Source organism: Pseudomonas sp. KnCO4, assembly GCF_045344305.1.
Classification (GTDB): Bacteria; Pseudomonadota; Gammaproteobacteria; order Pseudomonadales; family Pseudomonadaceae; genus Aquipseudomonas; species Aquipseudomonas anuradhapurensis.
Map to the genome: position 1 here is coordinate 91462 of NZ_CP174199.1, position 23247 is coordinate 114708.

At 62.2% G+C, this 23247-nt stretch carries 20 protein-coding genes; 8 read left to right on the forward strand and 12 right to left on the reverse strand.

All coding sequences use genetic code 11. The annotated features are described in order from the left end of the window. Window positions 1-8: 8 nt before the first annotated feature. On the forward strand, window positions 9-797 hold the full coding sequence (locus tag ACJA3S_RS00455; protein WP_170027692.1) for an N-acetylmuramoyl-L-alanine amidase: 789 nt from the start codon (window positions 9-11) through the stop codon (window positions 795-797). Window positions 798-897: 100 nt separating this feature from the next. Further along, window positions 898-2499 carry an EAL domain-containing protein gene (locus ACJA3S_RS00460; RefSeq protein WP_406820516.1) on the forward strand — a complete coding sequence of 534 codons (1602 nt, stop codon included), beginning with the start codon at window positions 898-900 and terminating at the stop codon, window positions 2497-2499. Here the strand turns inward: ACJA3S_RS00460 and ACJA3S_RS00465 are convergent. After that, entirely contained in the window at window positions 2478-4259 is a 1782-nt protein-coding gene (locus ACJA3S_RS00465; RefSeq protein WP_406820517.1) for a KinB sensor domain-containing domain, read from the reverse strand. The two genes, ACJA3S_RS00460 and ACJA3S_RS00465, sit on opposite strands and share 22 nt — an antisense overlap. After that, window positions 4256-5602, reverse strand: a complete 1347-nt coding sequence (gene algB / locus ACJA3S_RS00470) for a sigma-54-dependent response regulator transcription factor AlgB (protein ID WP_170027695.1) — start codon at window positions 5600-5602, stop codon at window positions 4256-4258. The genes ACJA3S_RS00465 and algB overlap by 4 nt, the downstream gene beginning before the upstream one ends. Before the next feature lie 213 nt (window positions 5603-5815). On the opposite strand from algB, the gene ACJA3S_RS00475 reads away from it, so the two are divergent. The 6 genes from ACJA3S_RS00475 to ACJA3S_RS00500 all read left to right on the forward strand — a co-directional run bounded on the left by ACJA3S_RS00475 (window position 5816) and on the right by ACJA3S_RS00500 (window position 11219). Next, window positions 5816-6637 (forward strand): BON domain-containing protein, encoded by an 822-nt coding sequence (locus tag ACJA3S_RS00475; protein ID WP_406820518.1) that lies wholly within the window; start codon window positions 5816-5818, stop codon window positions 6635-6637. Window positions 6638-6815: 178 nt separating this feature from the next. After that, entirely contained in the window at window positions 6816-7106 is a 291-nt protein-coding gene (locus ACJA3S_RS00480; protein WP_406820519.1) for a hypothetical protein, read from the forward strand. A gap of 42 nt (window positions 7107-7148) precedes the next feature. Next, window positions 7149-7310, forward strand: a complete 162-nt coding sequence (locus ACJA3S_RS00485; RefSeq protein ID WP_003252966.1) for a DUF1328 domain-containing protein — start codon at window positions 7149-7151, stop codon at window positions 7308-7310. A gap of 2 nt (window positions 7311-7312) precedes the next feature. Beyond that, a complete protein-coding gene (locus tag ACJA3S_RS00490; RefSeq protein WP_406820520.1) occupies window positions 7313-7783 on the forward strand; it encodes an inhibitor of vertebrate lysozyme family protein in 471 nt (156 codons plus the stop codon). A 741-nt stretch (window positions 7784-8524) separates the two neighbouring features. Then, the gene (gene gltP / locus ACJA3S_RS00495; RefSeq protein ID WP_406820521.1) at window positions 8525-9853 is read left to right on the forward strand and encodes a glutamate/aspartate:proton symporter GltP; all 1329 of its coding nucleotides are present in this window, start codon (window positions 8525-8527) and stop codon (window positions 9851-9853) included. Window positions 9854-9989: 136 nt separating this feature from the next. Then, window positions 9990-11219: a nucleoside recognition domain-containing protein gene (locus tag ACJA3S_RS00500; protein WP_406820522.1), complete on the forward strand. Its 1230-nt coding sequence runs from the start codon at window positions 9990-9992 to the stop codon at window positions 11217-11219. 148 nt (window positions 11220-11367) lie between these two features. Here ACJA3S_RS00500 and ACJA3S_RS00505 read toward each other — a convergent pair whose 3' ends face one another. The 10 genes from ACJA3S_RS00505 to ACJA3S_RS00550 all read right to left on the reverse strand — a co-directional run bounded on the left by ACJA3S_RS00505 (window position 11368) and on the right by ACJA3S_RS00550 (window position 22953). After that, window positions 11368-11985: an ABC-type transport auxiliary lipoprotein family protein gene (locus ACJA3S_RS00505; RefSeq protein ID WP_406820523.1), complete on the reverse strand. Its 618-nt coding sequence runs from the start codon at window positions 11983-11985 to the stop codon at window positions 11368-11370. Next, window positions 11982-12920 carry an MlaD family protein gene (locus tag ACJA3S_RS00510; protein WP_406820524.1) on the reverse strand — a complete coding sequence of 313 codons (939 nt, stop codon included), beginning with the start codon at window positions 12918-12920 and terminating at the stop codon, window positions 11982-11984. The genes ACJA3S_RS00505 and ACJA3S_RS00510 overlap by 4 nt, the downstream gene beginning before the upstream one ends. Before the next feature lie 3 nt (window positions 12921-12923). Further along, window positions 12924-13715 carry an ABC transporter ATP-binding protein gene (locus ACJA3S_RS00515; protein WP_406820525.1) on the reverse strand — a complete coding sequence of 264 codons (792 nt, stop codon included), beginning with the start codon at window positions 13713-13715 and terminating at the stop codon, window positions 12924-12926. Next, complete coding sequence (locus tag ACJA3S_RS00520; RefSeq protein ID WP_406820526.1) at window positions 13712-14836, reverse strand: ABC transporter permease; 1125 nt, start codon at window positions 14834-14836, stop codon at window positions 13712-13714. Before ACJA3S_RS00520 ends, ACJA3S_RS00515 begins: the two co-directional genes overlap by 4 nt. Before the next feature lie 164 nt (window positions 14837-15000). Then, a complete protein-coding gene (locus tag ACJA3S_RS00525; protein ID WP_406820527.1) occupies window positions 15001-16023 on the reverse strand; it encodes a DUF5924 family protein in 1023 nt (340 codons plus the stop codon). Between the two features lie 149 nt (window positions 16024-16172). After that, a complete protein-coding gene (locus tag ACJA3S_RS00530; RefSeq protein WP_406820528.1) occupies window positions 16173-17573 on the reverse strand; it encodes a M16 family metallopeptidase in 1401 nt (466 codons plus the stop codon). A gap of 31 nt (window positions 17574-17604) precedes the next feature. Then, window positions 17605-19263, reverse strand: a complete 1659-nt coding sequence (locus ACJA3S_RS00535; RefSeq protein ID WP_406820529.1) for a Na/Pi cotransporter family protein — start codon at window positions 19261-19263, stop codon at window positions 17605-17607. A gap of 212 nt (window positions 19264-19475) precedes the next feature. Beyond that, window positions 19476-20695, reverse strand: a protein-coding gene (locus ACJA3S_RS00540) for an IS3 family transposase (RefSeq protein ID WP_264311055.1) whose coding sequence is annotated in 2 segments (ribosomal slippage) — window positions 19476-20347 and window positions 20347-20695 — 1221 coding nt in all. Because the reading frame shifts where the segments join, the coding sequence is not laid out codon by codon here. 108 nt (window positions 20696-20803) lie between these two features. Continuing rightward, complete coding sequence (locus ACJA3S_RS00545) at window positions 20804-21574, reverse strand: TerC family protein (protein ID WP_406820530.1); 771 nt, start codon at window positions 21572-21574, stop codon at window positions 20804-20806. Window positions 21575-21645: 71 nt separating this feature from the next. Further along, window positions 21646-22953 carry a CitMHS family transporter gene (locus ACJA3S_RS00550; protein WP_406820531.1) on the reverse strand — a complete coding sequence of 436 codons (1308 nt, stop codon included), beginning with the start codon at window positions 22951-22953 and terminating at the stop codon, window positions 21646-21648. Between the last annotated feature and the right edge of the window lie 294 nt (window positions 22954-23247).

The following is a 23247-nucleotide window of genomic DNA, read 5'->3' on the forward strand; positions in this document are numbered from 1 at the left end:
CCACTGACGTGCTTTCCACGCTTAAAAGAACGCTGATTTCCTTCTTGCTGTTGTCTGTCGCCGGTTGCTCGACGGGCCTGCGCATCGACCGTAGTCATCCTTCGGCCAACCAGGACAACCGTATCCAGTTCGTTGTCCTCCATTACACCAATGCTTCGCTGGATCGGTCCCTGGCGTTGCTGACCCATGGCGAGGTCAGCAGCCACTACCTGATTGGCGATGGCCCGGGCACGGTGTACCAGCTGGTGGATGAGAGCCGTCGCGCCTGGCATGCCGGTGACAGCCAGTGGCAGGGGCGAACCTGGCTGAATTCTTCTTCCATTGGTATCGAAATCGTCAACCCCGGCTTTACCGATACGCCGAACGGCCGGGTCTGGCACCCTTACAGCGAAGCGCAGATCCAGTCGCTGATCGCGCTGCTCAAGGACATCGTGAAACGTAACCACATCGAGCCTCGCCATATCATCGGCCACAGCGACATCGCGCCGCTGCGCAAGCTGGATCCGGGGCCACTGTTCCCCTGGAAGCGGCTGGCCGATGCCGGGCTGGGGATCTGGCCGGATGCCAATGCAGTGGCGCGCCAGCAGGCCTATTTCAGCGTCAACCCACCCAGTGTCGGCTGGTATCAGCAGGAGTTGGCGCGGTTTGGCTATGCGATCGAGCAAACCGGAGTGCTGGATGTCGCCACCCGCCATGTGATCGCCGCCTTCCAGATGCGCTTCCGCCCACAGCGTTTCGACGGCATGCCGGATGCCCAGACGGCGGCGATGCTGCAGGTACTCAACCGCATGCGCTAAGCCTGTCGCAGCGGTCGGCAGAGGTTCAATCCAGGCGCCAGACGGCAAAGGTGATTCACGATCCAGTTGCTATACCTTAGTAATCAACTGGATGCCGTCGATGTCAGCGCTCATCGTGTTGCTGCGCCAAATTTTTTTCCATCCCTGGTTGCTGGCCACCATGGCAGCATTGGCCAGTGCCGCACTGTTGCTATCCGCCAGCCTCGGCATTGCCTTGCAGCAGATGAAGCAAAGCGAGAGCGAACAGATGAATGCCCAGGGTGAACGCTTTCTGGAGCGCCTGGAGCAGGTGTTCGGCCAGTTGCGTGAAGGGGTCGACCTGTTGCAGGCCCAGCCCTTGCGTGGTTGCAGCCCGGCAATGCTCACGACATTGCAGCAGGTAAGCCTGAGTTCGCGGTTCATTTATGAGGCGGCGTACGTGGATGGGAGCGTCGCCTGCTCCAGCCGTGGTGACGAGCGGGCCTTTGAACGCTTGCGTGCCCCTGACATTCAGGGACCGACCTACAGTTATTGGCTGAACACCACGACCGAGCCGAATGAGAACCTGGCCGCGCTGATGCTGGGGCGAGGCAAGTTCGTGGTGTCCACCTCCCGTGGCCACCTGACCGATGTGGTCGACCTGCCCCCAGGCGGTAGCCTGGTGGTGGTATTGGACAATGGCGCCCGGGCCATTCCGGTCCTGGGCCCTCCGCAGGTCTGGCCGCCACCCTCGGCCTGGTCGACCGGCCAGAAGTCGTTGCTTGAACTCAGCGACCGCTTGATCTACCGCATGCCGACCAAGTCACCGGATTACCAGCTGGTGCTGATCGCCCCGCGGGCGAAACTGCCGCTGAGGATGAACGGCATGCTGTGGCTACTGTTCCCCGGCAGCGTGCTGGCCGCCTGCTTCATCGGCTGGGTGGTGCTGCAATTGATCCTGCAAAAGCGCTCGATGAGTTCGGAATTGCAGAACGCCTTGCGTCGCGGTGAGCTGCAGGTGCTCTATCAGCCGATCTTCGAACTCGACAGCCGGCGCTGCGTAGGGGCCGAGGCCCTGGTGCGCTGGCGCCGCCCGGACGGGACGCTGACCAGCCCGGAGCTGTTCATTCCGCTGGCGGAAAACACCGGGCAGATTCGCCAGATCACCGACTTTGTCCTGCAGCGAGTGCTGGAGCAATTGGGCCAGCTGCTGCGCTCGCACCCCGACTTGTACATTTCGGTGAACCTCGCGGCTTGCGATGTGATGGTGCCGCGGATTGGCCGGGTGGCGGCACGCCTGCTGGCCTTGCACAAAGTGGCGGCCAGGCAGATTGCCTTCGAAGTGACCGAGCGTGGCCTGATCGATGTGGTGGTGGCGCGCGATAACCTGCAGGCGCTGCGGGCGGTGGGCCATCAGGTGTTGATCGATGATTTCGGCACGGGTTATTGCAGCCTGGCTTATCTGCAGACCCTGCCGGTGGATTGCCTGAAGATCGACAAGGCGTTCATCGATGCCTTGGGGCATGACGCCGCCAGCAGTGGGGTCGCCCCGCATATCATCCGCATGGCCCATGACCTGCATCTGCGGGTGATTGCCGAAGGCATCGAGAGCGAGGACCAGGCGCTACTGCTTAGTAGCGAAGGGGTTCATTATGGCCAGGGCTGGTTATTTGCCCGGCCGTTGAATGCCCGCCAGTTTGCCGAGTTGGTGACCCGCGGGCGTCAGGCCGGCAGCGCCATGTAGAACTGGGTGCCCTGCCCTGGCCGGGAGAAAACCCCCATGCGCCCGCCATGCAGCTGTACGATCTCCTTGCACAGCGCCAGCCCCAAGCCAGCCCCGCCCTTCTTGCGCCCTACCTGCACGAACGGTTCGAAGATGCGCCCCTGCTGCCCATAGGCGATGCCCTCGCCGTTATCCTCGACGCTGATGATCACCCGTTCCGCATGGCGCCGTGCATGCAGGCGAATCCGCCCGCCGCTGGCGGTATGGCGGATGGCGTTGTGCAACAGGTTGTCCAGGACCCGGTCGAGTTGGGCGACGTCGGCCTGGATGCGTGGCAACGGCGATTCCAGCTCTCGGATCAGCTCGATCTGCTTATGCGCTGCCTGTTCGGCAAAGCGCATTTGCGCGCGCTCCAGCAGCTCGTCGATGGCGCACGGGGCCAGCTCGAGCTTCTGCAGCCCGCTCTGGTAGCGACTGAAGTTGAGCAAGTCATTGATCAACTGGGTAAGGCGCTGCATTTCTTCGCCGATGGTTTCCAGCAGGTCCTGCTCGCGAGCCTCTGGTGGGAACTTGAGGCGCTCGCGCAGCAGCCCGAAGGCCATGTGCATGCCGGTTACCGGGGTGCGCAGCTCGTGAGAAGCGCGCAGCACGAACTCGCTGCGCACGCGCTCGAAAGCGCGTTGCTCGGTCACATCATGCAACACCATCACCGCACCGAGGATCGGCCCTTGTGGGTGGCTGACCGGGGTCAGGCTGTAGGTGAGCAGGCGGGTTTCTTCATCGACCTCGATGTTCAGGTCGTCCGGTGGGCGGTCGAGGTTGCCGCCGCGCAGCACCTGGCGAATCTGTTGTTCCAGTTCCGGGCGCTGCAAGGCGTCGGCCAGGCTGCTTCCCACGCGGCTGTCGGACCAGCCCAGCTGGCGCTGGGCCACAGGGTTGAGGTGTTCCAGGCGGCCTTGGCGGTCAATGATCAGCAAGCCGTCGTCGATGCTGTCGAGTACGGCCTGCAGGCGTTGCTGGCCGGCCAGCAGTTCATCGACATTGGTGGCCTGGTGCTTGCGCAGGGCTTCGGCCATCAGGCCGAAGCGGCGGGTCAGCTGGTTGAGCTCGGCGGCCTGGGTCACCGGCAGGGTGACATCGAAATTGCCTTCGCCAAGCTGGTCGGCCGCTTTGGCCAGTGCTTCGATCGGCTGGCCAAAGCGCCGCGCGATGTTGTGTGCAGTGACGAAGCCCAGCACCAGCACTACCAGGCCCATCAGGCCAAGCGCGCCGCTGATCAGCAAGGCGTGGTCGCGGGTGCGTTCCTCGCTGCGGGTAATATGCTCCAAAGCCTGTTTGTGGGAATCGATCAGGTCGCTGCGAACCTGATTGAAGGCGGCGCCCAGCGGCTGCTCTGCACCCATGCTGCGGGCGGGCGCGGCGCTCTCCCGGTAGGCCTGGAGAAATGCCTGGTAATTGCTGCTGGCCTTGCTGAAGCTGGGACGCTCGCCGCCCTGTTCCAGAGCCTGATTGAGCAGGGTCTGGAAATCTTCCTGCAGCAGCCGCAGGCTTTCCGGGGTGGTGTCCTCGTCAAGAATCAGGGTCATCTGTTCGCCGAGGTTCTGCCGCAGTTTCAGCCCAACCTCCAGGACATGGGTGGTATCGCGCACCAATCGCTGTTGCACTGCGGCCATCTGCAGAACACTGACCAACCCCAGCAACAGGCCAAGCAGCGCCACGGTAACCAGCGCCGAAATGCTGAGGAACAGCCGCGTGCGCAGCTTCATGGGTGGCCACTTCATAGGTTGTACTGCTTGCGCTTGCGGTACAGGGTGGAGGCATCGATGCCCAGGGTCTTGGCGGCTTGGTCCAGGGTGTCGCTGGCAGCCAGCACTGCGCCGATATGGGCGCGCTCCAGCTCATCCAGGCTCAGGGCCGCGCCAACGCGCGGGGTGTTGCCTGCGGGCTGCTCGCCCATGCCCAGGTGGCTGACTTCCACGCGCTCCTGCGGGCAGATGATGCTGGCCCGTTCCACCACGTTACGCAATTCACGGATGTTGCCGGGCCAGCGGTAGTTGAGCAGCGCTGTTCGGGCTTCGTCACTGAACCCGCGCGCGGGTCGGGAGTATTCCTTGACGAAGCGGGCGAGGAAGCGGTCGGCCAGGGTCAGGATATCTTCACTGCGCTCGCGCAGCGGCGGCAGGTGCAGGGTGATGACGTTCAGGCGGTACAGCAAGTCTTCACGGAAGCGGCTTTCGCGCACCATTTCTTCGAGGTTGAGGTTGGTGGCGGCGAGGATACGCACATCGGCACGGCGGGTGACTGGGTCGCCGACGCGCTCGTACTCCTTGTCCTGAATGAAGCGCAGCAGCTTTGGCTGCAAGGTCAGTGGGAAATCACCGATTTCGTCGAGGAACAGCGTGCCGCCGTCGGCCTGGTTGACCCGCCCCAAGGTGCTTTCGCTGGCGCCGGTAAAGGCGCCGCGGGTGTGGCCGAACAGCTCGCTTTCCATCAGTTCGGCGTTCAGCGACGGGCAGTTGATGGTCACGCAGGCTTTGCGCGCCCGCTTGCTCCAGCCATGGATGGCCCGGGCCAGTTCGCCTTTACCGGTACCGGACTCACCAAGGATGAGGATATTGGCGTCGGTGGTGGCAACCTGGCGGGCGGTTTCCAGCACCGCCATCATCGCCGGGCTGTGCGAGTCCAGGCCGTCCTTGGGCTTGCGCACTTCGCCTTCGAGGGCTTCCAGGCGTGCAGACAATTGGCGCACTTCCAGCTGCTTGGCAGTGGCCAGGCGCAGCTGGTCGGGGCTGCACGGCTTGACCAGGTAATCGGCCGCGCCGGCCTGGATCGCATCCACTGCCGTGTCGATCGCCGAGTGCGCAGTCACGATCACCACTCGCATCCAGGGGGCCTGGATACGCATTTGTGCCAGCACGTCGAGCCCGTTGTCTTCGCCCAGGCGCAAATCGAGGAAACACAGGTCGAATACCTGGCGCTGCAACAGGGTTTCGGCCTGCGCCGCGCTGTTGGCCGTGGCCACGCTATAGCCCTCGTCCTCCAGGCAGTAGCGGAAAGTGCGCAGGATCGCGGACTCGTCATCCACCAGCAGAATGCGGCCTTGAGTGTCCTGAGCTGATTCCATGTTCCTGCGCTCCTTAGGGGTAGGTGTTCAAATTAGTGTGGGAAAAATCGGGCAAGTTGCATGGTCAATTCTGAAGGAATCTGTCCTTTGCATGCTAGCCAATAGCCAATCAAAGCCCAGAGGCCGCGCTATTCCGATGATTTGCTTAGAGATGCCCAATGGCACATTGGTTGCGACGATTTTCAGTATTTGCCTACAGAAGGAGGCACCGCCATGACCTTTCACCTGCGTACTGCCTTGTTGGCGGCCGCCTTGCTGCCGGTGTTCACCCCGGCATTCGCCGACCCGGTACAGGACGCGCGCCTTGAAGGTGCGCTGCAAACAGCCCTGTCGCTCAACCGCATGCTCGACCTGTTCCGGATCGACGTCGAAGTAAACGGCAAGCAGGCGCGGCTTTCCGGTGAAGTGGAGAACGACGTCGAGCGCCAGTTGGCCGAGCAGGTAGCCCTGGCCACCCGCGGCATCGACAGGGTGGACAACCAGCTGCGGGTCAACGCCCAGCTGGTGGAGCGCCCGCTGGAATTACGCGCCTACGCCCAGCGTCTGGAAGACGCCACCCTGGCGGCAGTTATCCGCGCCCGGCTGCTGTGGAGCCGCACCACCGAGAACGCCCCTATAGATGTACAAAGCAGCGAGGGCGTGGTGACCCTGCGCGGCAAGGTCGACAGTGCCGAAGCCAAGGAACTTGCAGGCGTGGTGGCGCGTACCACCGATGGCGTGCAACTGGTGAACAACCTGGTCAGCCTTGATTCCGCTGCCATGGCCAAGGGCAGGGAAACCCCGGCGGGCGTGCCGACCGGGCCGCAACCGAGCGACAGCTGGATCATCGATAAAATCCAGAACAGCTACCGCTTCAGTCGCAACCTTGACGGCCTGAACCTGAAAGTGGCCAGTGAAGAAGGCCTGGTACGGTTGTCAGGCGAGGTGGTCAGCAGTGAACAGAAAACCATTGCCGTCGAGATCGCCCGGCAAATCGTCGGTGTGCGGGGCGTGGATGCCGACCTGCTCAAGGTGGCGACCAAGGTCGAGGGCTGAACGATCGTGCAATTCGCACGACGGCCAGGCGGGCATCGTGCAGGATACGAGCTACGCTGGGTTGGCCTGTATATATAACTCATTGAAATATAACGATTTAATCGAGCTTCCCAGACTGGCATGCAGGCTGCAATAACCTGTTCAGGATTGAACAAAAATTACAGCAGGAGGAGCCGGCATGAACCGTCAACCCGTCAACCGCTCGCAAGACGCCGCACTGCCTCTGCGCCAGATGCTTTCACTCGCCATGGCGCTGCTGCTGACCTTGGCCGCTGGCCTGTTCTACTACAGCTGGCAGACTGCGCGCCTGGCCGAGCAAGTGGCGGCGCAGACCGCCCTGTTGACCCAGATCCAGGCGACTCGTGCCAACACCCTGGTCAAGGCCACCGGGCCGATTTCAGACGGCCAGGCCAAGCCTTCGCCGGCCACTGTGGAAACTGTCGTGCCGCAGGATCGCTGGGTCTTCTGACCCGACGGCCAGATCGATTTCGATAAAGAAAGGAGAACCATCATGCTGAGCTGGGCTATCACTTTCCTCATCATCGCCATTGTCGCCGCGGTATTGGGCTTCGGTGGTATCGCAGGCGCTGCAACAGGTATCGCGAAGATTCTGTTCATTGTCTTCCTGGTGCTGTTCGTAGCCTCCTTCTTCTTTGGACGTGGACGAGGTTGAAGATGGGCAGGAAGCATTGGACAGCCCTGGCTGGCGCCCTGTTGATGGGCGGCAGTGCGGTGGCGATGGCGGCCAATGACGGCCAGGTCCGGGTCGACCAACTGCTCGGCTCGGACCCTGAATATCGGGAAACCTGGCAGGACGCAATCAAAGGCGAGGAACGCCTGCCCGATTGGGTGGTCAATCTGACCGGCAGTTCCCAGCAGCAGATGTCGGCCGTTACCGAAGATGGCGACAAGTATCTGGTTGGGCCGTTGTGTGAACGACAGGACAACTGCACCTACAAACGCCTGATCGTGGCGTTCAGCTGGGACAAGGACGATGCCTACGGGATGCTCGTGGAGGTACCCGAAGGCTTGCCCAAGGACAAATCGCCGACCCGCCACGCGCAGTATCGCTGGTTGGGTAAGCCGGACGACGGCATGAAGGCGATGCTGCAAGAGCAGCTCAAGCGTGACCCGAACTGGTACTGAGCGCCTGCGCGGTACGGGTGAAGAGTCACGCACTGTCACGTAATAGAAGCCGAACCTTTCTATAGTTCGGCCTTCTATGATGCGCCGCCCCGAGGAGGGGCAGCACATGACCAAGGGGCCGGGCCGTTCTGATTGCTACAGGATCGGAGTGGCCTAGGGGTACAGGGAGTGCCTCCAGTATTGGGCCGGGTCAGGAAAGGCGGAATCGGAAGCATCAGGTCGGCGGTGCCACAAGGGCACCTGGCCAGACCTGGCTTCCGAGGAGCCATACAGCAAGCTTCTACCCCCCTGCGCGAATTCCCTCCCGAGACACATTTTGTTTCGACCGTACATCATTTTTTTTTCCCACAGCCGACTCGTCAATCAAGCGGCATTTGCGCCATTCGGATAGTCGAACAAGCCATCCTCAGAGCCCTTTCCACTCCGCCAAATCTGCCGAAAATTGGCGCTTTGGTCTTGTTCGGGATTCCGAACGTTATAAATCAAGCACTTGCGAACTCATCCTGGGGGCCAAAAAACCTATGCCGGAACGGCATGGGGTATGCGCTTCCGGCATTAGATTTCCCCCTTTGCCATCGCAATAGTTGCGGCCTTTTTCGCCGGCCGAGCGTTCTGTCGTTCGCCTGCGGTGTCCTTACATGAACTCGTCGGACGCACCATCCGTTGCCCATCAACAGGGCAATGGCTCTGTTACAAGCGTTCCGCCGGGTGCCCATGACCACTAGAACAAAGGGTAAAGACATGAAGAAGGCAAAACTGAGCCTCGCCTGGCAGATCGTCATCGGTCTGATCCTGGGTGTTGCAATCGGCGCGCTACTGAATCATTTCAGTGCAGAAAAGGCATGGTGGATCAGCAACGTCCTCCAGCCAGCTGGTGACATCTTCATTCGCCTGATCAAGATGATCGTCGTCCCGATCGTGATTTCGTCGCTGATCGTGGGTATCGCCGGGGTTGGCGACGCGAAAAAACTCGGCAGCATCGGCCTGAAGACCATCATCTACTTCGAAGTGGTGACCACCGTCGCCATTGTCGTGGGTCTGGTGCTGGCAAACCTGTTCCACCCGGGCGCCGGTATCGACATGAGTACCCTGGGTACCGTGGACATCTCCAAGTACCAGGCTACTGCAGCCGAAGTGCAGCATGAGCATGCCTTCATCGAGACCCTGCTCAACCTGATCCCGTCGAACATCTTCGCAGCGCTGATGCGTGGCGAAATGCTGCCGATCATCTTCTTCTCGGTGATGTTCGGCCTGGGCCTGTCGAGCCTGCAGGCAGAGCTGCGTGACCCGCTGGTACGTACCTTCCAGGCGGTTTCCGAGACCATGTTCAAGGTCACCCACATGATCATGAACTACGCCCCGATCGGCGTGTTCGCCCTGATCGCCGTGACCGTTGCCAACTTCGGCTTCAGCTCGCTGCTGCCGCTGGCCAAGCTGGTGCTGCTGGTGTACTTCGCCATCGCCTTCTTCGCCTTCATGGTGCTGGGCCTGGTCGCTCGCCTGTTCGGCTTCTCGGTGATCAAGATCATGCGCATCATGAAAGATGAGCTGATCCTCGCCTACTCCACCTCCAGCTCGGAGACCGTGCTGCCGCGCGTGATCGAGAAAATGGAGAAGTACGGTGCGCCGAAGTCGATCTGCTCGTTCGTGGTACCGACCGGCTACTCTTTCAACCTTGACGGTTCGACCCTGTACCAGAGCATCGCGGCCATCTTCATCGCCCAGCTGTACGGTATCGACCTGTCGTGGAGCCAGCAGTTGCTGCTGGTCCTGACCCTGATGGTCACTTCCAAAGGTATCGCTGGCGTACCAGGCGTGTCCTTCGTGGTCCTGCTGGCTACCTTGGGCAGTGTGGGCATCCCGCTGGAAGGCCTGGCCTTCATCGCCGGTGTCGACCGCATCATGGACATGGCCCGTACCGCCTTGAACGTGGTGGGCAACGCCCTGGCAGCCCTGGTCATCGCCCGTTGGGAAGGCATGTACGACGCTGCCAAGGGCGAGAAGTACTACGCCTCGCTGATGGCCGACAAACAGGAAGCCGCGGTGGTTGGCGAAGCTGCCAAGCGCTAAGCCTCACTCACCTTTGACCAGAAGCCCCGACTTGTCGGGGCTTTTTGTTTTACGGGGTGTTCACGGCTTCCGGTAGGAGCGGTCGCGAGGGGCCCGATACGCTATCATTCGGGCATTTTTCAGGGGGAATACACGGATGCTCAACGGCCTTTGGCTTGGTTTTTTCCTGGTGGCGGCCGTCTCCGCCCTGGCGCAATGGCTGGTTGGCGGCAACGCCGGTATCTTCGCCGCCATGGTGGAGAGCATCTTTGCCATGGCCAAGCTGTCGGTCGAGGTCATGGTGCTGTTGTTCGGCACGCTGACCCTTTGGCTGGGCTTTCTCAAGATTGCCGAGAAGGCTGGCATTGTCGAGTGGCTGGCCAAGGTGCTTGGCCCGCTATTCGCCCGCCTGATGCCCGAGGTCCCGCCCGGCCACCCTGCCCTGGGCCTGATTACCATGAACTTTGCCGCCAACGGCCTGGGCCTGGACAATGCCGCCACGCCGATCGGCCTGAAGGCCATGCGCGCACTGCAGGAGCTGAACCCCAGCAGCACCACGGCGAGCAATGCGCAAATTCTGTTCCTGGTGCTCAACGCCTCGTCGCTGACCTTGTTGCCGGTGACCATCTTCATGTACCGGGCGCAGCAGGGCGCAGCGGACCCGACCATGGTGTTCCTGCCCATCCTGCTGGCTACCAGTGTCTCGACCGTGGTCGGCCTGCTGTCGGTGGCGGTGATGCAGCGCTTGCGCCTGTGGGATCCGGTGGTGCTCGCCTACCTGATCCCCGGTGCCTTGCTGCTGGGCGGCTTCATGGCGTTCCTCGGCACCCTGTCGGCGGCTGCGCTGGCCAGCCTGTCGTCGATCCTGGGCAATCTCACCCTGTTTGGCGTGATCATCCTGTTCCTGGTGATTGGTGCCCTGAGGCGGGTGCAGGTGTATGAAGCCTTTATCGAAGGCGCCAAGGAAGGTTTCGATGTAGCCAAGGGCCTGCTGCCTTATCTGGTGGCGATGTTGGTGGCGGTGGGCGTGCTGCGCGCGTCTGGCGCCCTGGAGATGGCTCTCGACGGTATTCGCCACCTGGTGACCTGGATGGGCCTGGACACCCGCTTCGTCGAGGGCCTGCCCACGGCGCTGGTCAAGCCGTTCTCCGGCAGTGCCGCGCGGGCGATGCTGATCGAGACCATGCAGACCCAGGGCGTCGACAGCTTCCCCGCCCTGGTGGCAGCGACCATCCAGGGCAGCACCGAAACCACCTTCTATGTGCTGGCGGTGTACTTCGGTGCCGTGGGTATCCAGCGGGTGCGCCATGCGGTTGGTTGCGCATTGCTGGCGGAGTTGAGCGGTGTGATTGCGGCGATCTTCGTCTGCTACTGGTTCTTCGCCTGAGTTAGCTGCGCGACGGGCTGTTGTAGGAGCGGCCTTGCGTCGCGATGGGGCGCGGAGCGGCCCCGGCGATTTCTGCGTTGACGCTGGCCTGGGTCGCTGCGCGCGTCATCGCGACGCAAGGCCGCTCCTACACAACGCGGCCAGGCTTTCAGGGCGCGGGAACGCTACCTGCCTGGGCAATGGTCCAGCCCACCACTTGCGCTGTCAGCTGGTCACAAGCCTGGCCAAAGCCTGCGACTACCGCTGACACCTGCCGTTCGGCCAATGGTTTGCGGATTTCGAAGCGTTTACTGGCCAGGATTCGCTGTGTGCGCCCCTGTACCAGCCGTGCGTCATAGCGAATCACCACTTCCACCACCCCGTCCGCGCGGTATTCGCTCTGGAACGCCTGCAGCTCGCCGGCCAGTTCGAAGTCGGCCTGCAGATTGCTGTCGTCGGCGCTCAGCCGCTGGACCTGGCCGTAACGCTGAAAGCCATCCAGCAGGCGATTGCGCAGCAGCACCGGCACCGCGTCGCTCCAGCGCGCACCCTTGTAGCTGCTGATCACATTGCCCTGGGGAATCACGGCAATCCGCGGACCGGCCAGCACCTCGCTGGCCAGCGGCTTGTTCAGGCGCAGTGACCAGTCCAGCGCTGGCACCGTGCGGCTGGGTTGGTTGACCGGCAGGCGGTAGAGGTCGACGGGCTCGCTCTGCGGCAGGATCGAGCAGGCATTGGCCAGGCTCAGCGTAGCCGCCAGGGCCAGCAGGCGCAGCGACGGTTTCATGGCTGGAACTCCTTGTTGTTGTCGCGGCCTAGCAGGTAGCCGCTGGGGTCGGCCTCCAGCTGCCGGGAAATACCCTTGAGTGCGTTGAGCGTTTCGCGCAGTTCGCGAATCGCCGGGCTGAGTTGGTTCAGGCCCTGGGCGCCGTCGCCAATCGCTTCGCGGTTGTCCTCGAGCAGGCGGTTGATGGTTGCGGTGCTTTCGGCCAACGACTGCATGGCCTGCTCGGCGCTGCCGATCGCCTGTTTGCCCTCGCTGCCCAGCAGGCCATTGGCATTACGCATCAGCGCCTGGGTTTCAGCCAGGGTGGCGCTGGCTTGCTTGCCCACCTCCACCAGTTGCTCGATGGCCTGGGTGATGCTGCCGTGCTGGCCGGCGAAGGCGCCAGTGGTCTTGTCGAGGTTGGCCAGGGTGTTGCTGAGGTGGCCAATGTTGTCGTCGGAGAACATCTCGTTGGCGTTGTGCAGCAGCAGGTTGATGTTGGTCACCAGGTCGCTGCTGTCATTGAGCAGCCGCGAGATCGGCGAGGGCGAAGCGATGATCACCGGTAGCTTGCCGTCCTTGCCTTTCAGTTCAGGGCTTTGCGGAGTGCCGCCGCTGAGCTGGATGAACGAGTTGCCGGTCACGCCGGCGAGGGTCAGCTTGGCCTGGGTGTCTTCCTTCACCGGGGTGTCCGCGCTCAGGCGCACCCGTGCCAGTACCCGGCGGGGGTCTTTCGGGTCCAGGCGCAGGGTCGACACGTCACCCACCTTGATCCCGTTGTACTGCACCGGGCTGCCGCGCGACAGGCCGGAGACGGCTTCGTTGAACACCACCTCGTAATCCTTGAAGGCGTCGTCGACACTGGATTTGGTCAGCCACAGGCCGAACAGCATGGCGCCGGCCACCACCAGGACGGTGACCAGGCCGATAAGGACGTGATGGGCTCGGGTTTCCATTGTTCAGCGCTCCTGCCCGGCACGGACGGCGGCCTGTTCGGCTGCGCGCCCGCGTGGGCCATGAAAATATTCTTGAATCCAGGCGTCGCTGGCCTGTTCGACCTCGGCCAGTGGGCCGGCGACCAGGACCTTCTTCTGCGACAGCACGGCGATGCGGTCGGTGATGGTGTACAAGGTGTCGAGGTCGTGGGTGATAAGGAATACCGACAGGCCCAGCGCGTCACGCAGGGTCAGGATCAGTTGGTCGAAGGCGGCGGCGCCAATCGGGTCCAGGCCGGCGGTGGGCTCGTCGAGGAACAGGATGTCAGGGTCCAGCGCCAGGGCACGGGCCAGTGCCGCGCGCTTGATCATGCCGCCGGACAGCGAGGCCGGGTACTTGTCAGCGGCTGAGATCGGCAAGCCGGCCAGGGCCAGCTTCACCCCGGCCAGATGCTCGGCATCGGCGCGGGACAGCCCGGCATGCTCGATCAGCGGCAAGGCCACGTTCTCGGTCACCGTCAGCGAGGAAAACAACGCGCCCTTCTGGAACAGCACGCCGAAGCGCCGCTCGACCAGTGAGCGCTGCTCTTCGCGCAGGCCGGCCAGATCCTGGCCGAACACCTTGATCTGCCCCTCATTGGGCCGTCGCAGGCCGATGATACTGCGCAGCAACACCGATTTGCCGCTGCCTGAGCCGCCGACCACGGCGAGGATCTCGCCGCGGTACAGGTCAAGGTCGAGGTTTTCATGCACGCTCTGGCGGCCAAAGCGGTTGCAGATGCCCCGCGCCTCGATCACGCGTTCCCGGCTACTCACCAGCCCATCTCCATGAAGAACAGGGCGGCCACCGCGTCCAGCACGATGACCACGAATATCGACTGCACCACTGCCGAGGTGGTATGCGCCCCTACCGATTCGGCGCTGCCGCTGACCTTGAAGCCTTCCAGGCAGCCAATGGCGGCAATCAGGAAGGCGAAGAACGGCGCCTTGGCCAGGCCCACCAGGAAATGTTGTACGCCGATGTCGCTTTGCAGCAGCGACAGGAACATGGCTGGCGAAATGTCCAGCGACAGCGCACATACCACCGCGCCGCCGACGATGCCGCAGATCATCGCGACAAAGGTGAGCAAGGGCAGCGAAATCAGCAGGGCCAGTACCCGCGGCACCACCAGCAGTTCCATGGGGTTCAGGCCCAGGGTGCGGATGGCGTCGATCTCCTCGTTGGCCTTCATCGAGCCGATCTGTGCGGTGAACGCACTGGCGGTGCGGCCGGCCATGAGGATGGCGGTCAGCAGTACGGCGAACTCGCGCAGGAACGAGAAGGCCACCAGGTCGACGGTGAAGATGGTCGCGCCGAAATCAGCCAGCACCGTGGCGCCGAGGAAGGCTACCACCGCGCCCACCAGGAAGGTCAGCAAGGCGACGATGGGCGCGGCATCCAGGCCGGTCTGTTCGATGTGCGCGACGACCGGGGTAAAGCGCCAGCGATGCGGTTGCAGGGCGCGGCGCATGAGGGTTTCGAGAATCACGCCAACGAAGCCGAGCAACTGCAGGCTGTCTTGCCACAAGGTGCCGACTGCGCAACCAATGCGTTCCAGCAGCAACAGCAGCACGTTGCGCTCGGGCTCCTTGACCGGAATGCAGTAGTCCTGCACAGAGCAATACACGTTCTTCAGCAGTGCGCGGCTGGCTTCGGGCAGTTGCTCGGTGCAGTGCGACAGGCGCTCGGCACCGAGCAGCTCGGCCAGCAGCGAGGCCCCGGCGGTATCCAGGCGCCCCAGTTGGCTGAGATCGGCAACGGTATCGGTGGCGTACTGTGCACGCAGGCGCTCGCTGTCACGCTTGAGGCTGGCGTAATGCGCCAGCGTCCAGTCGCCGGTAATGCGCAGGCAAGCCGGTTGGCTACTGGTGTCCAGGGTGGCGCTGGGTGGGGTCATCGGGCTCCATGCTCCTGACTCGGCAGTGAGGCTCAGGGGCTGATCATAGCGCAGCGGGCATGGGCTGTTTGGTGATTATGTGCTGTGTGGCGCACGGGGGCCGCTTTGCGGCCCATCGCGACGCAAGGCCACCCCTACAGCGGGCGCACAACGTCGCCCTCTCATCATTGCGCTGGCGTGTCGTCGACCACTTTGAAGCGCAGAACACCAATCACCTGCCCATCTTCGGTCAGCACCCTTACCTGCCACTTGCCCACCGGGTTCGGCGGGAAGTTCTGTTTGTGCGTCCAGGCGCGGTAGCCTTCCTTGCGGCCGCCATGGATGTCCAGGGCGATGCGGTCGACCTCCTGGCCATCCTTTTGCCAAACGTGGTAGATCCGCTCGTTCAGGCCGCGTGGCGCATTGATCGCGGTATAGGCATACAGCCCGTCGCTGCTGATGCGGCTGGCCGCGATTTCTTTCAGCGAAGCGCCTGGTTGGCGGTTCTGCACCTCGGTGCTGACCGCGACGTCGGCCATCCACAGGGTCGCCGGTGGCACCCATGAGCGCAGCAGCCAGCCGCCGCCGCCGACCGATAGGGTAACCAGCACCAGGGCGACGGCTCGCCGCCAGTTGTTGATCGGGAAGCTGCTGGCCAGGCTGGGGAAAGACAGTGCCATGGCGATGATCAGGGCCAGCTTGAAGCTTTGCGCGGTGGTCAGGTGCAGGATGATCGGCAGCGCAGTGAGCAATGCGGCGAACAGGGTCAGCGTATGCAGCGCCAGGAACAGCCAACGCCGGGGTGCCAGCCACTTGTAGTAGAGCGGGTCGATGATCGAGACCAAGCCGGCGGCGCCGAGCAGGCCGGTGAACACCAATTGGCTGCTGTTCCAGGTGGTGGTGACGAAGAAGAATGGCAGCACGAAGAACAGCGATTCCTGGTGAATCATCTGCGTCGCATAGCGCAACAGCGGTTGCGGAATTTCGCGGTTGAAGATCCGCGCGAACAGGCCGGTGAGGGTGTTTTCCAGCATCAGCCAGACCCAGCTGACCAGCATCAGCACGGCCACCCAGCTGGCCAGGCTGGCCTGACGGTCAACCAGGATGAAACTGCCGATGCCTGAAAGGAAACCGCCAAGCGCGATGATGCCGGGGTAGCGTTTGAGCAGATCAATGATGCGCTGGACGATGCGGGGTATGTGGGGCATTGGCTCTACAACAGAGAAGATGAGGTGACTGTGCCGGCCGCTTCGCGGGCATGCCCGCTCCCACAAGGTTCAGCGATAAAGCGCTTCTTGTGGGGCGGGCGTGCTCGCGAAGCGGCCGGTAATGGCAAAAGGATACCGCCGATTACACGCTAGCGTGTAGCGCCGCCCGGTTTTTCCGGGCCATGCCGACGCCAGCGCAACAGCCCTGCCGCAAGGATCAGCCCCAACAGCAAGGCCGCCAGGCCATACAGGTCATCATAGCCAAGCAACGGCTTCTCGACGCGTACGTAACCATCCTTCTTGAGCAATGCCTTGAGCGCTTCATTGGCCTGCTCCAGGCTTACCTGGCGCAGCTTGCGCGCAGGCTCGGTGAAGCGCCCGTCGTTGTAGTCGTTCAGGGCACCCCAGTAATAATCGGCCAAGGCACTGTTACCCTGGGTGCTCCAGCTTTCCTTGGCAACACTGGCGTCCTTGATGCGGGCAAAGGTGTCCGGGTCGAGACCTTCCTTGCGCAGGTGGTCGAACAACGCTTGCATCACCTTGACCGCCTGGTCGATGTCTTCGCGTTCAAGGTCGGCATTGAGGCTGAGCAGGCCGGTATCACCAAAGCTTTCACGTTGCGCCGAAGGGCCGTAGGACAGCCCGTTGCGCAGGCGCAGCTGGTCATACAGCGCCCATTCCAGGTAATGCGACAGCAGGTCAAGGGTGGCCTGGTGATCGTTGTCCAGCACCGGCTCGACGAACAGCCAGTGCAGCTTGACGTTGTCCCCCAGCCAGCCACGGGTCAGGTCGCGGCGCTGCTCGGCCTGCTGGCTGATGCTTTCCAGGGTGCGACGCTCTTCCGGCTCGGTGGCAGGCAGTTCGCCGAAGGTACGTTCCAGGTAGGCCGGCAGCAGGCGGTCGAGGCCGCCGACCATGATCAGGGTCATGTTGTTGGCCGCGTACCAGTGGTCACGCAAGGTTTGCACCTGCTCCAGGGTCATGTCGTCGAGGTTGGAGCGCTCCGGGCACTTCAGGCCCAGTTCGGTGGCCAGCTGGTCGCTGGCGGGGTGGCCGATGTCTTGGCGGTCGAGCCAGCGCTGCAGGTGGCCATAGTGGCCGCCATCCTCGCGCTCGATGATGCGCTTGGCGGTGGCCAGCGTTTTGGCATCGATCTGGGTGTCGCGGATAACCGCCAGCAGCAGGTCGAGGACCTTGCGCTGGTTACGCGCTGGCGCTTCGATGACGAACGTGGTGTCGGCGCTGCTGGTATAAGCGTTCCATTCGCCGCCCAGCGCCTGCAGGCGCTCTTCCAGGCCACCTTCGCCGGTTTCATCGATGCCGCTGAACAGCAAGTGTTCAAGCAGGTGTGGCAGTTCCTTCTGCTCGCAATTGAAGTCGTCCAGGCCTACGCCCACTACCAGGCGGATCGCCACATGGTCACGTTCGTAGCCGTTTTTCAGGATGACCTGCAGGCCATTGGGCAACAGGTAGCCTTCAACCCGCGAGCGGTCGAGGGCGAATGTGGGCAGGCTGCAGATCAGCAGGCAAACGAACATCAGGCAACGCATGGGCGAGCTTGGGTCCTCAGGTAGGCGGAAATCACGGCAGGCGGGCTTCGTCCGGCACGCTGTCGAGCATCAGCCCGCCCGTGTCCGAGCCGCCTAGTACCACATAGGCACTGCTACAGAACAAAGAGTTCAACCGCTTCATGTCGGCGATCAGCTCCAAGTGTAGCGAACTGGTCTCGATACTTTGCACTACCTTGCGCTGCAAGCGGCTGACGTGGGCGTGGGCCAGGCGCCGTTCCTGGGCGCGGAATCGGCGCTTTTCGCGCAACAGCAAGCGGGCGCTTTCCGGGTCGGCACTGAGGAACACCGACAGGCCCAGGCGCAGGTTGGCCAGCAGTTGTTCCTGCAGCCCGGTCAGCTCTTCCAGGCCCACCTGGGAAAATTCCCGGCGCTGGCTGGTTTTCTGTTGCTGGACCTTGCGCAGCATGCGTTCGATCAGGTCACAGGCCAGCTTGAGGTTGATCGCCAGCTCGATGATTTCCGCCCAGCGGCGGTTGTCCTGCTCACTGAGGTCTTCACGCGACATTTGCGCCAGGTACAGCTTGATCGCGTTGTACAAGGCGTCGGCGTCTTCGCCCAAGGCGCGAACCTGCTGCGGCAAGGCTGTCTGGGTGCCGCGCAGGGCACCGAGCATGGCTTCGAGCAGGCTGTCGACGATGTCGCCGAGGCGCAGGGTTTCGCGGGCAGCGTTGGCCAGGGCCAGGCTGGGGGTTTCCAGTGCCGAAGGATCGAGGTGGCGCGGGCGTACCTGGCCATTGCCGTTTTCCCGGTCGGGTAGCAAGTTGTTGCACAACCGGCCCATCGGTCTCACCGTGGGCAGCATGATCAGGCAGCGCAGGGTGTTGTAGAGCAGGTGAAAGCCGATGACCAGCTCCTGCGCGCTGAAGCTCAGTGAGTCCATCCAGGCCACCAGCGGGTGCAGCACAGGGATGATCAGCAACAGGCCAATCAGCTTGTACAACAGGCTGCCCAGGGCCACCCGACGGCCGGCGGCGTTCTGCATGCTGGTGCTGATGAAGGCCAGCAGGCCGCTGCCGATGTTGGCGCCGACCACCAGGCCGATGGCCACCGGCAGGCTGATCACTTCGGCGCCTGCCAGCGTTGCCGTGAGCAGCACGGCGGCCAGGCTGGAATAGGAAATCATGGCGAACAGCGCACCGACCAAGGCATCCAGCATGATGTCGCCGGTCAGCGAGGCGAATAGCACTTTCACACCCTGGGCGTGGGTAATCGGCGTAGCGGCCTGTACGATCAGCTCAAGTGCCAGGATGATCAGGCCGAGCCCGATGCCTACCCTGCCTAGCTGGCCGGCCCGCGTCTGCTTGCGCGAGAGGAAGAAGATCACGCCGAGGAAGATCAGCAGCGGCGATAGCCACGACAGGTCCAGGGTCAGCACCCTGGCCATCAGCGCGGTCCCCACGTCGGCTCCGAGCATGATCGCCAGGGCCGGGGTCATGGCCATCAGGCCCTGGCCGACGAACGAGGTGACCAGCATGGCGGTGGCGTTACTGCTTTGCACCATGGCGGTGACCAGAATACCGGCGACGAACGCCAACGGCCGCTTGTTCATGTTATGGCCGATGATGCGCCGCAGGCTCGAGCCGAATACCCGAAGGATGCCGGTACGTACGATGTGGGTGCCCCAGACCAGAAGTGTCACGGCCGAGAGCAGGTTGAGCAGGGTCAGCATGGCGACGGCCCCCTGATACATTGGCCCAGCGGGCCAAGAGATGAAGCGCGAGCGTTTGAAGAATTTTCAGTGCTCACTCAAAGCTTTAGTCGTTTTGCGTAGCTGTCGCCAGCTTCGCATGGCTGCCATTTATTTGAAACACGCTGGAAATGAATGATTGCCGTGTCTAGTCCTGAAATAGGTTTACACCTGCTCAGGTAGGCCGACAGGCCTCAAAACGCTCGATGCACCGCATCGGGCGTTTTGTTTTTCAGGGCCATATGGGGCCGTTCTGTGTTGTAGATCTGCACTGCCTCGTCAACCATCTGCCTCGCTTGCTCAAGATCTTCAGGGCTGCTCAACAGCAGTTCCATCTTGAGAATTCCGTTGATTCGCTCGGCCAGCGCGTTCTGGTAGCAGTCATACCCATCAGTCATGGAGCACTGAACATCGTGCCGTTGGTGCAGTGACTGGTATAGCGCCGAGCAATATTGGATGCCTCGATCCGAATGGTGGACTAATGGCTGGCGACGACGTCGCTTTCGTAGTGCCTGCTTGAAAGCTTGCGCCACTGACTCGGCATGCAGGCTTTCATGAACGTGGTGGCCAACAATTTTCCTGGAGTACGCATCCGTTACCAGGCTCAGGTACAGCGGGCCGTTACGTGCGGGCAGGTAAGTAATGTCGGCAACCCAGACGTGCTCCGGCCTTGTCGGAACGACTTGGCTTGGGCCGGGCTTGAGTAAGTTGGGGTGGCGGTAGAAGCGATGAAAGCTCTGTGTTGTCTTGTGGTATGCCCGCTTGGGCAGCACCAGCAAACGGCGCTCTCCCAAGACCTGGAACAGCCTATCTCGGCCGACCTGGAATCGTTTGTCAGGCTGGCAATGCAGCAGATAGTGCAGCTTGCGTGTACCCAGACGAGGCTGGCGCATCCGGACTTGCTGAACAAACTCAACCACCCGATCTGCCTGGCGCTCTTTGCCATCAGCAGCTCGGTTGCGCTTGTAGTAAGCCTGTCGACTGATGCCTAGAAACTGACAAGCCCTGGCAATGCTCAGTCCTGCGACTTGACCTTGCGAGAGGACTTGCCGGATCGCTTTTTTACGACCGAGACACCATAGTCATTTTTCAGAACATCAACGACCGTTTCAAAGAACTGGGCCTTCTGGCTCATCAGCTCAAGCTGCTGCTCAAGCTCTTTGATCCGCTGCTCTGGAGTAAGCGTTTTGGGGTCAGACATCGCGCAGCTCCTCTCGTCGCGGATCGAGGCCCCCTGGCTCCAATCCTGCCGACCGTGCTTACGCAACCATACCAGAACCGTCGACCGACCCTGGATGCCATACCGCACCTGGGCCTGCTTATAGGTCAATTCGCCTTTTTCAATCTGATCAACCACCGCCAATTTAAAAGACAGTGAGTAATCACGCTGTGTGCGCTTTACACCTTGCTCCATCTGACTCTCCGGAAATTCGGGATGGGAGGTGTAAACCTTATTCAGGACGGGACACCGGCATGAAAAAAAGGGCCCCGAAGGGCCCTTTTTGTACTGTGCTTCCTGATCTTATTGACCCGGAATGTCCTTGCGCAGTTTCACCGGTTCGTGCTCTTTGCCTTCCTTGCGGGCCAGGGCAGTGCGCATGCGAATGTTGATGGCCTCCACCGCCAGCGAAAATGCCATGGCAAAGTAGACGTAGCCCTTCGGCACGTGCACGTCGAAAGATTCGGCGATCAGCACGGTACCGACCACGATCAGGAACGACAATGCGAGCATCTTCAACGACGGGTGCTTGTCGATGAACTCGCTGATGGTGCCGGCGCACAGCATCATCACCAGCACCGCGACGACGATGGCGGCGATCATCACCGGTACGTGGGACACCATGCCCACTGCGGTAATGACCGAGTCCAGCGAGAACACGATGTCGATGATGGCGATCTGGATGATGGTATAGAAGAACTTGCCACCCGCGCCTTTCGGCTCTTCAGCGTTCTCGTCCTCGCCTTCCAGGCCGTGGTAGATCTCTTGCGAGCTTTTCCACAGCAGGAACAGGCCACCGAAGAACAGAATCAGGTCACGCCCGGAAATACCCTGGTCGAACACCACGAACAGGTCGGCGGTAAGGCGCATGACCCAGGTGATCGACAGCAACAGCATGATGCGGGTGACCATGGCCAGGGCGAGGCCGAAGATCCGGGTGCGCGGCTGCATGTGCTTGGGCATGCGGCTGACCAGGATCGAGATCATGATGATGTTGTCGATACCGAGGACGATCTCAAGCGTGGTAAGGGTGAAAAAGGCAACCCAGATTTCCGGGCTGGTCAGCCATTCCATGTGTTTTCCTTCGAGCGGTAAAGGCGACGTGCCCACACCAGGGCACGTCGCGTTAGGGTGATTCGCGTTTATTAAAGACTACTGAACAGCGGGAAAATCCCCATCAGCAGCGCGGCGAGCATTATGCACAGGCACACCAGCACTGCCCACTTCAAGGTGAAGCGCTGATGATCGCCGAACTCGATGCCGGCCAGGGCCACCAGCAGATAGGTGGAGGGTACCAGCGGGCTGAGCAGGTGTACCGGCTGCCCGACGATCGAGGCACGGGCCATTTCCACCGGGCTGATGCCGTAGTGGCTGGCGGCTTCGGCCAGCACGGGGAGCACGCCGTAGTAGAACGCGTCGTTGGACATGAAGAAGGTGAACGGCATGCTGACGATCGCGGTGATCACCGCCAGGTACGGGCCGAGCGCTTCCGGGATGACCGCCAGCAGGCTCTTGGACATGGCGTCGACCATGCCGGTACCCGACAGGATGCCGGTGAAGATGCCGGCGGCGAAGATCAGCCCGGTGACCGCCAGCACGCTGCCGGCGTGAGCGGCGATGCGGTCCTTCTGCTGCTGCAGGCAGGGGTAGTTGACGATCATGGCGATGCTGAAGGCGATCATGAACAACACCGGCAGCGGCAGCACCCCGGCGATCAGCGCCGCCATCAGCGCAGCGGTCAGGGCCCCGTTGAAGTACAGCAGTTTCGGCCGACGCGCATCGGGGAACTGCGAAACGGTGATTTCGCTATGGTCGATATCGTCGCTGGGCAGGTGCAGTTCGCCCAGGCGGGCACGCTCGCGCTTGCCGTACAGGTAGGCGATGGCCAGGATCGCCAGTACGCCGAACAGCATGGCCGGGATCATCGGCACGAAGATCTCCGACGGGTCCACGTGCAGGGCGCTGGCGGCGCGGGCAGTCGGGCCACCCCACGGAGTCATGTTCATCACCCCGCCAGCGAGAATGATCAGGCCGGCCATGATCCGCGGGCTCATGCCCAGGCGGCTGTACATGGGCAGCATGGCAGCACAGCAGATCATGTAGGTGGTGGCACCGTCACCGTCGAGCGAGACCACCAGGGCCAGCACGGCGGTGCCGACGGAGACTTTCAGCGGGTCGCCCTTGACCAGCTTGAGGATCTTGCGCACGGCCGGGTCGAACAGGCCGGAGTCGATCATCAGGGCGAAGTAGAGGATGGCGAACATCAGCATCACGCCGGTTGGCGCGAGCTTGCTGATGCCCTCGAGCATCATCGGGCCGATCTTGGCGGAAAAGCCGCCGAACAGGGCGAACAGGATCGGTACCAGGATCAGCGCGATCAACGCCGACAGGCGCTTGGTCATGATCAGGTACATGAAGGTGATGACCATGGCAAAGCCGAGGAAGGTCAGCATGGCAGTACTCCAGGTGTGGCGCGGCGAAAGGAAAGACGATTCGGGCGGGTCAGCGCGTCGGGCGCTGTACAGGGAGCATGCGCAGAGGGACTACGGAAAGGCGGGCACAAGCGTACATCGGGATCACCATTGTTGTTGTTGATTAGGCCGGGCGCGGGGTTTACCGACGCCTTGGCTGACCGGTCTGGTGCCGGTAGTGGTGGCTATCCTATGAGGGCAAGCTTTCAGCCAGCTTTCGCCGAAGCAAAGGCGACGAGAGGTAGCTGAATGCAGGTTGTGACCGAAAGTGCGGGC

Bases quoted from the DNA above. Each gene is read 5' to 3' on its own strand.
- ACJA3S_RS00550 (WP_406820531.1), bottom strand. From the start codon at position 22,953: ATGCTGACCTTCCTCGGCTTTGCCATGGTCATCACCTTCATGTACCTG.
- ACJA3S_RS00535 (WP_406820529.1), bottom strand. From the start codon at position 19,263: ATGCTGACCCTGCTCAACCTGCTCTCGGCCGTGACACTTCTGGTCTGG.
- ACJA3S_RS00505 (WP_406820523.1), bottom strand. From the start codon at position 11,985: ATGAAACCGTCGCTGCGCCTGCTGGCCCTGGCGGCTACGCTGAGCCTG.
- gltP (WP_406820521.1), top strand. From the start codon at position 8,525: ATGAAGAAGGCAAAACTGAGCCTCGCCTGGCAGATCGTCATCGGTCTG.
- ACJA3S_RS00475 (WP_406820518.1), top strand. From the start codon at position 5,816: ATGACCTTTCACCTGCGTACTGCCTTGTTGGCGGCCGCCTTGCTGCCG.
- ACJA3S_RS00480 (WP_406820519.1), top strand. From the start codon at position 6,816: ATGAACCGTCAACCCGTCAACCGCTCGCAAGACGCCGCACTGCCTCTG.
- ACJA3S_RS00510 (WP_406820524.1), bottom strand. From the start codon at position 12,920: ATGGAAACCCGAGCCCATCACGTCCTTATCGGCCTGGTCACCGTCCTG.
- ACJA3S_RS00525 (WP_406820527.1), bottom strand. From the start codon at position 16,023: ATGCCCCACATACCCCGCATCGTCCAGCGCATCATTGATCTGCTCAAA.
- ACJA3S_RS00460 (WP_406820516.1), top strand. From the start codon at position 898: ATGTCAGCGCTCATCGTGTTGCTGCGCCAAATTTTTTTCCATCCCTGG.
- ACJA3S_RS00545 (WP_406820530.1), bottom strand. From the start codon at position 21,574: ATGGAATGGCTGACCAGCCCGGAAATCTGGGTTGCCTTTTTCACCCTT.
- ACJA3S_RS00530 (WP_406820528.1), bottom strand. From the start codon at position 17,573: ATGCGTTGCCTGATGTTCGTTTGCCTGCTGATCTGCAGCCTGCCCACA.
- ACJA3S_RS00500 (WP_406820522.1), top strand. From the start codon at position 9,990: ATGCTCAACGGCCTTTGGCTTGGTTTTTTCCTGGTGGCGGCCGTCTCC.
- ACJA3S_RS00485 (WP_003252966.1), top strand. From the start codon at position 7,149: ATGCTGAGCTGGGCTATCACTTTCCTCATCATCGCCATTGTCGCCGCG.
- ACJA3S_RS00490 (WP_406820520.1), top strand. From the start codon at position 7,313: ATGGGCAGGAAGCATTGGACAGCCCTGGCTGGCGCCCTGTTGATGGGC.
- ACJA3S_RS00465 (WP_406820517.1), bottom strand. From the start codon at position 4,259: ATGAAGTGGCCACCCATGAAGCTGCGCACGCGGCTGTTCCTCAGCATT.
- algB (WP_170027695.1), bottom strand. From the start codon at position 5,602: ATGGAATCAGCTCAGGACACTCAAGGCCGCATTCTGCTGGTGGATGAC.
- ACJA3S_RS00520 (WP_406820526.1), bottom strand. From the start codon at position 14,836: ATGACCCCACCCAGCGCCACCCTGGACACCAGTAGCCAACCGGCTTGC.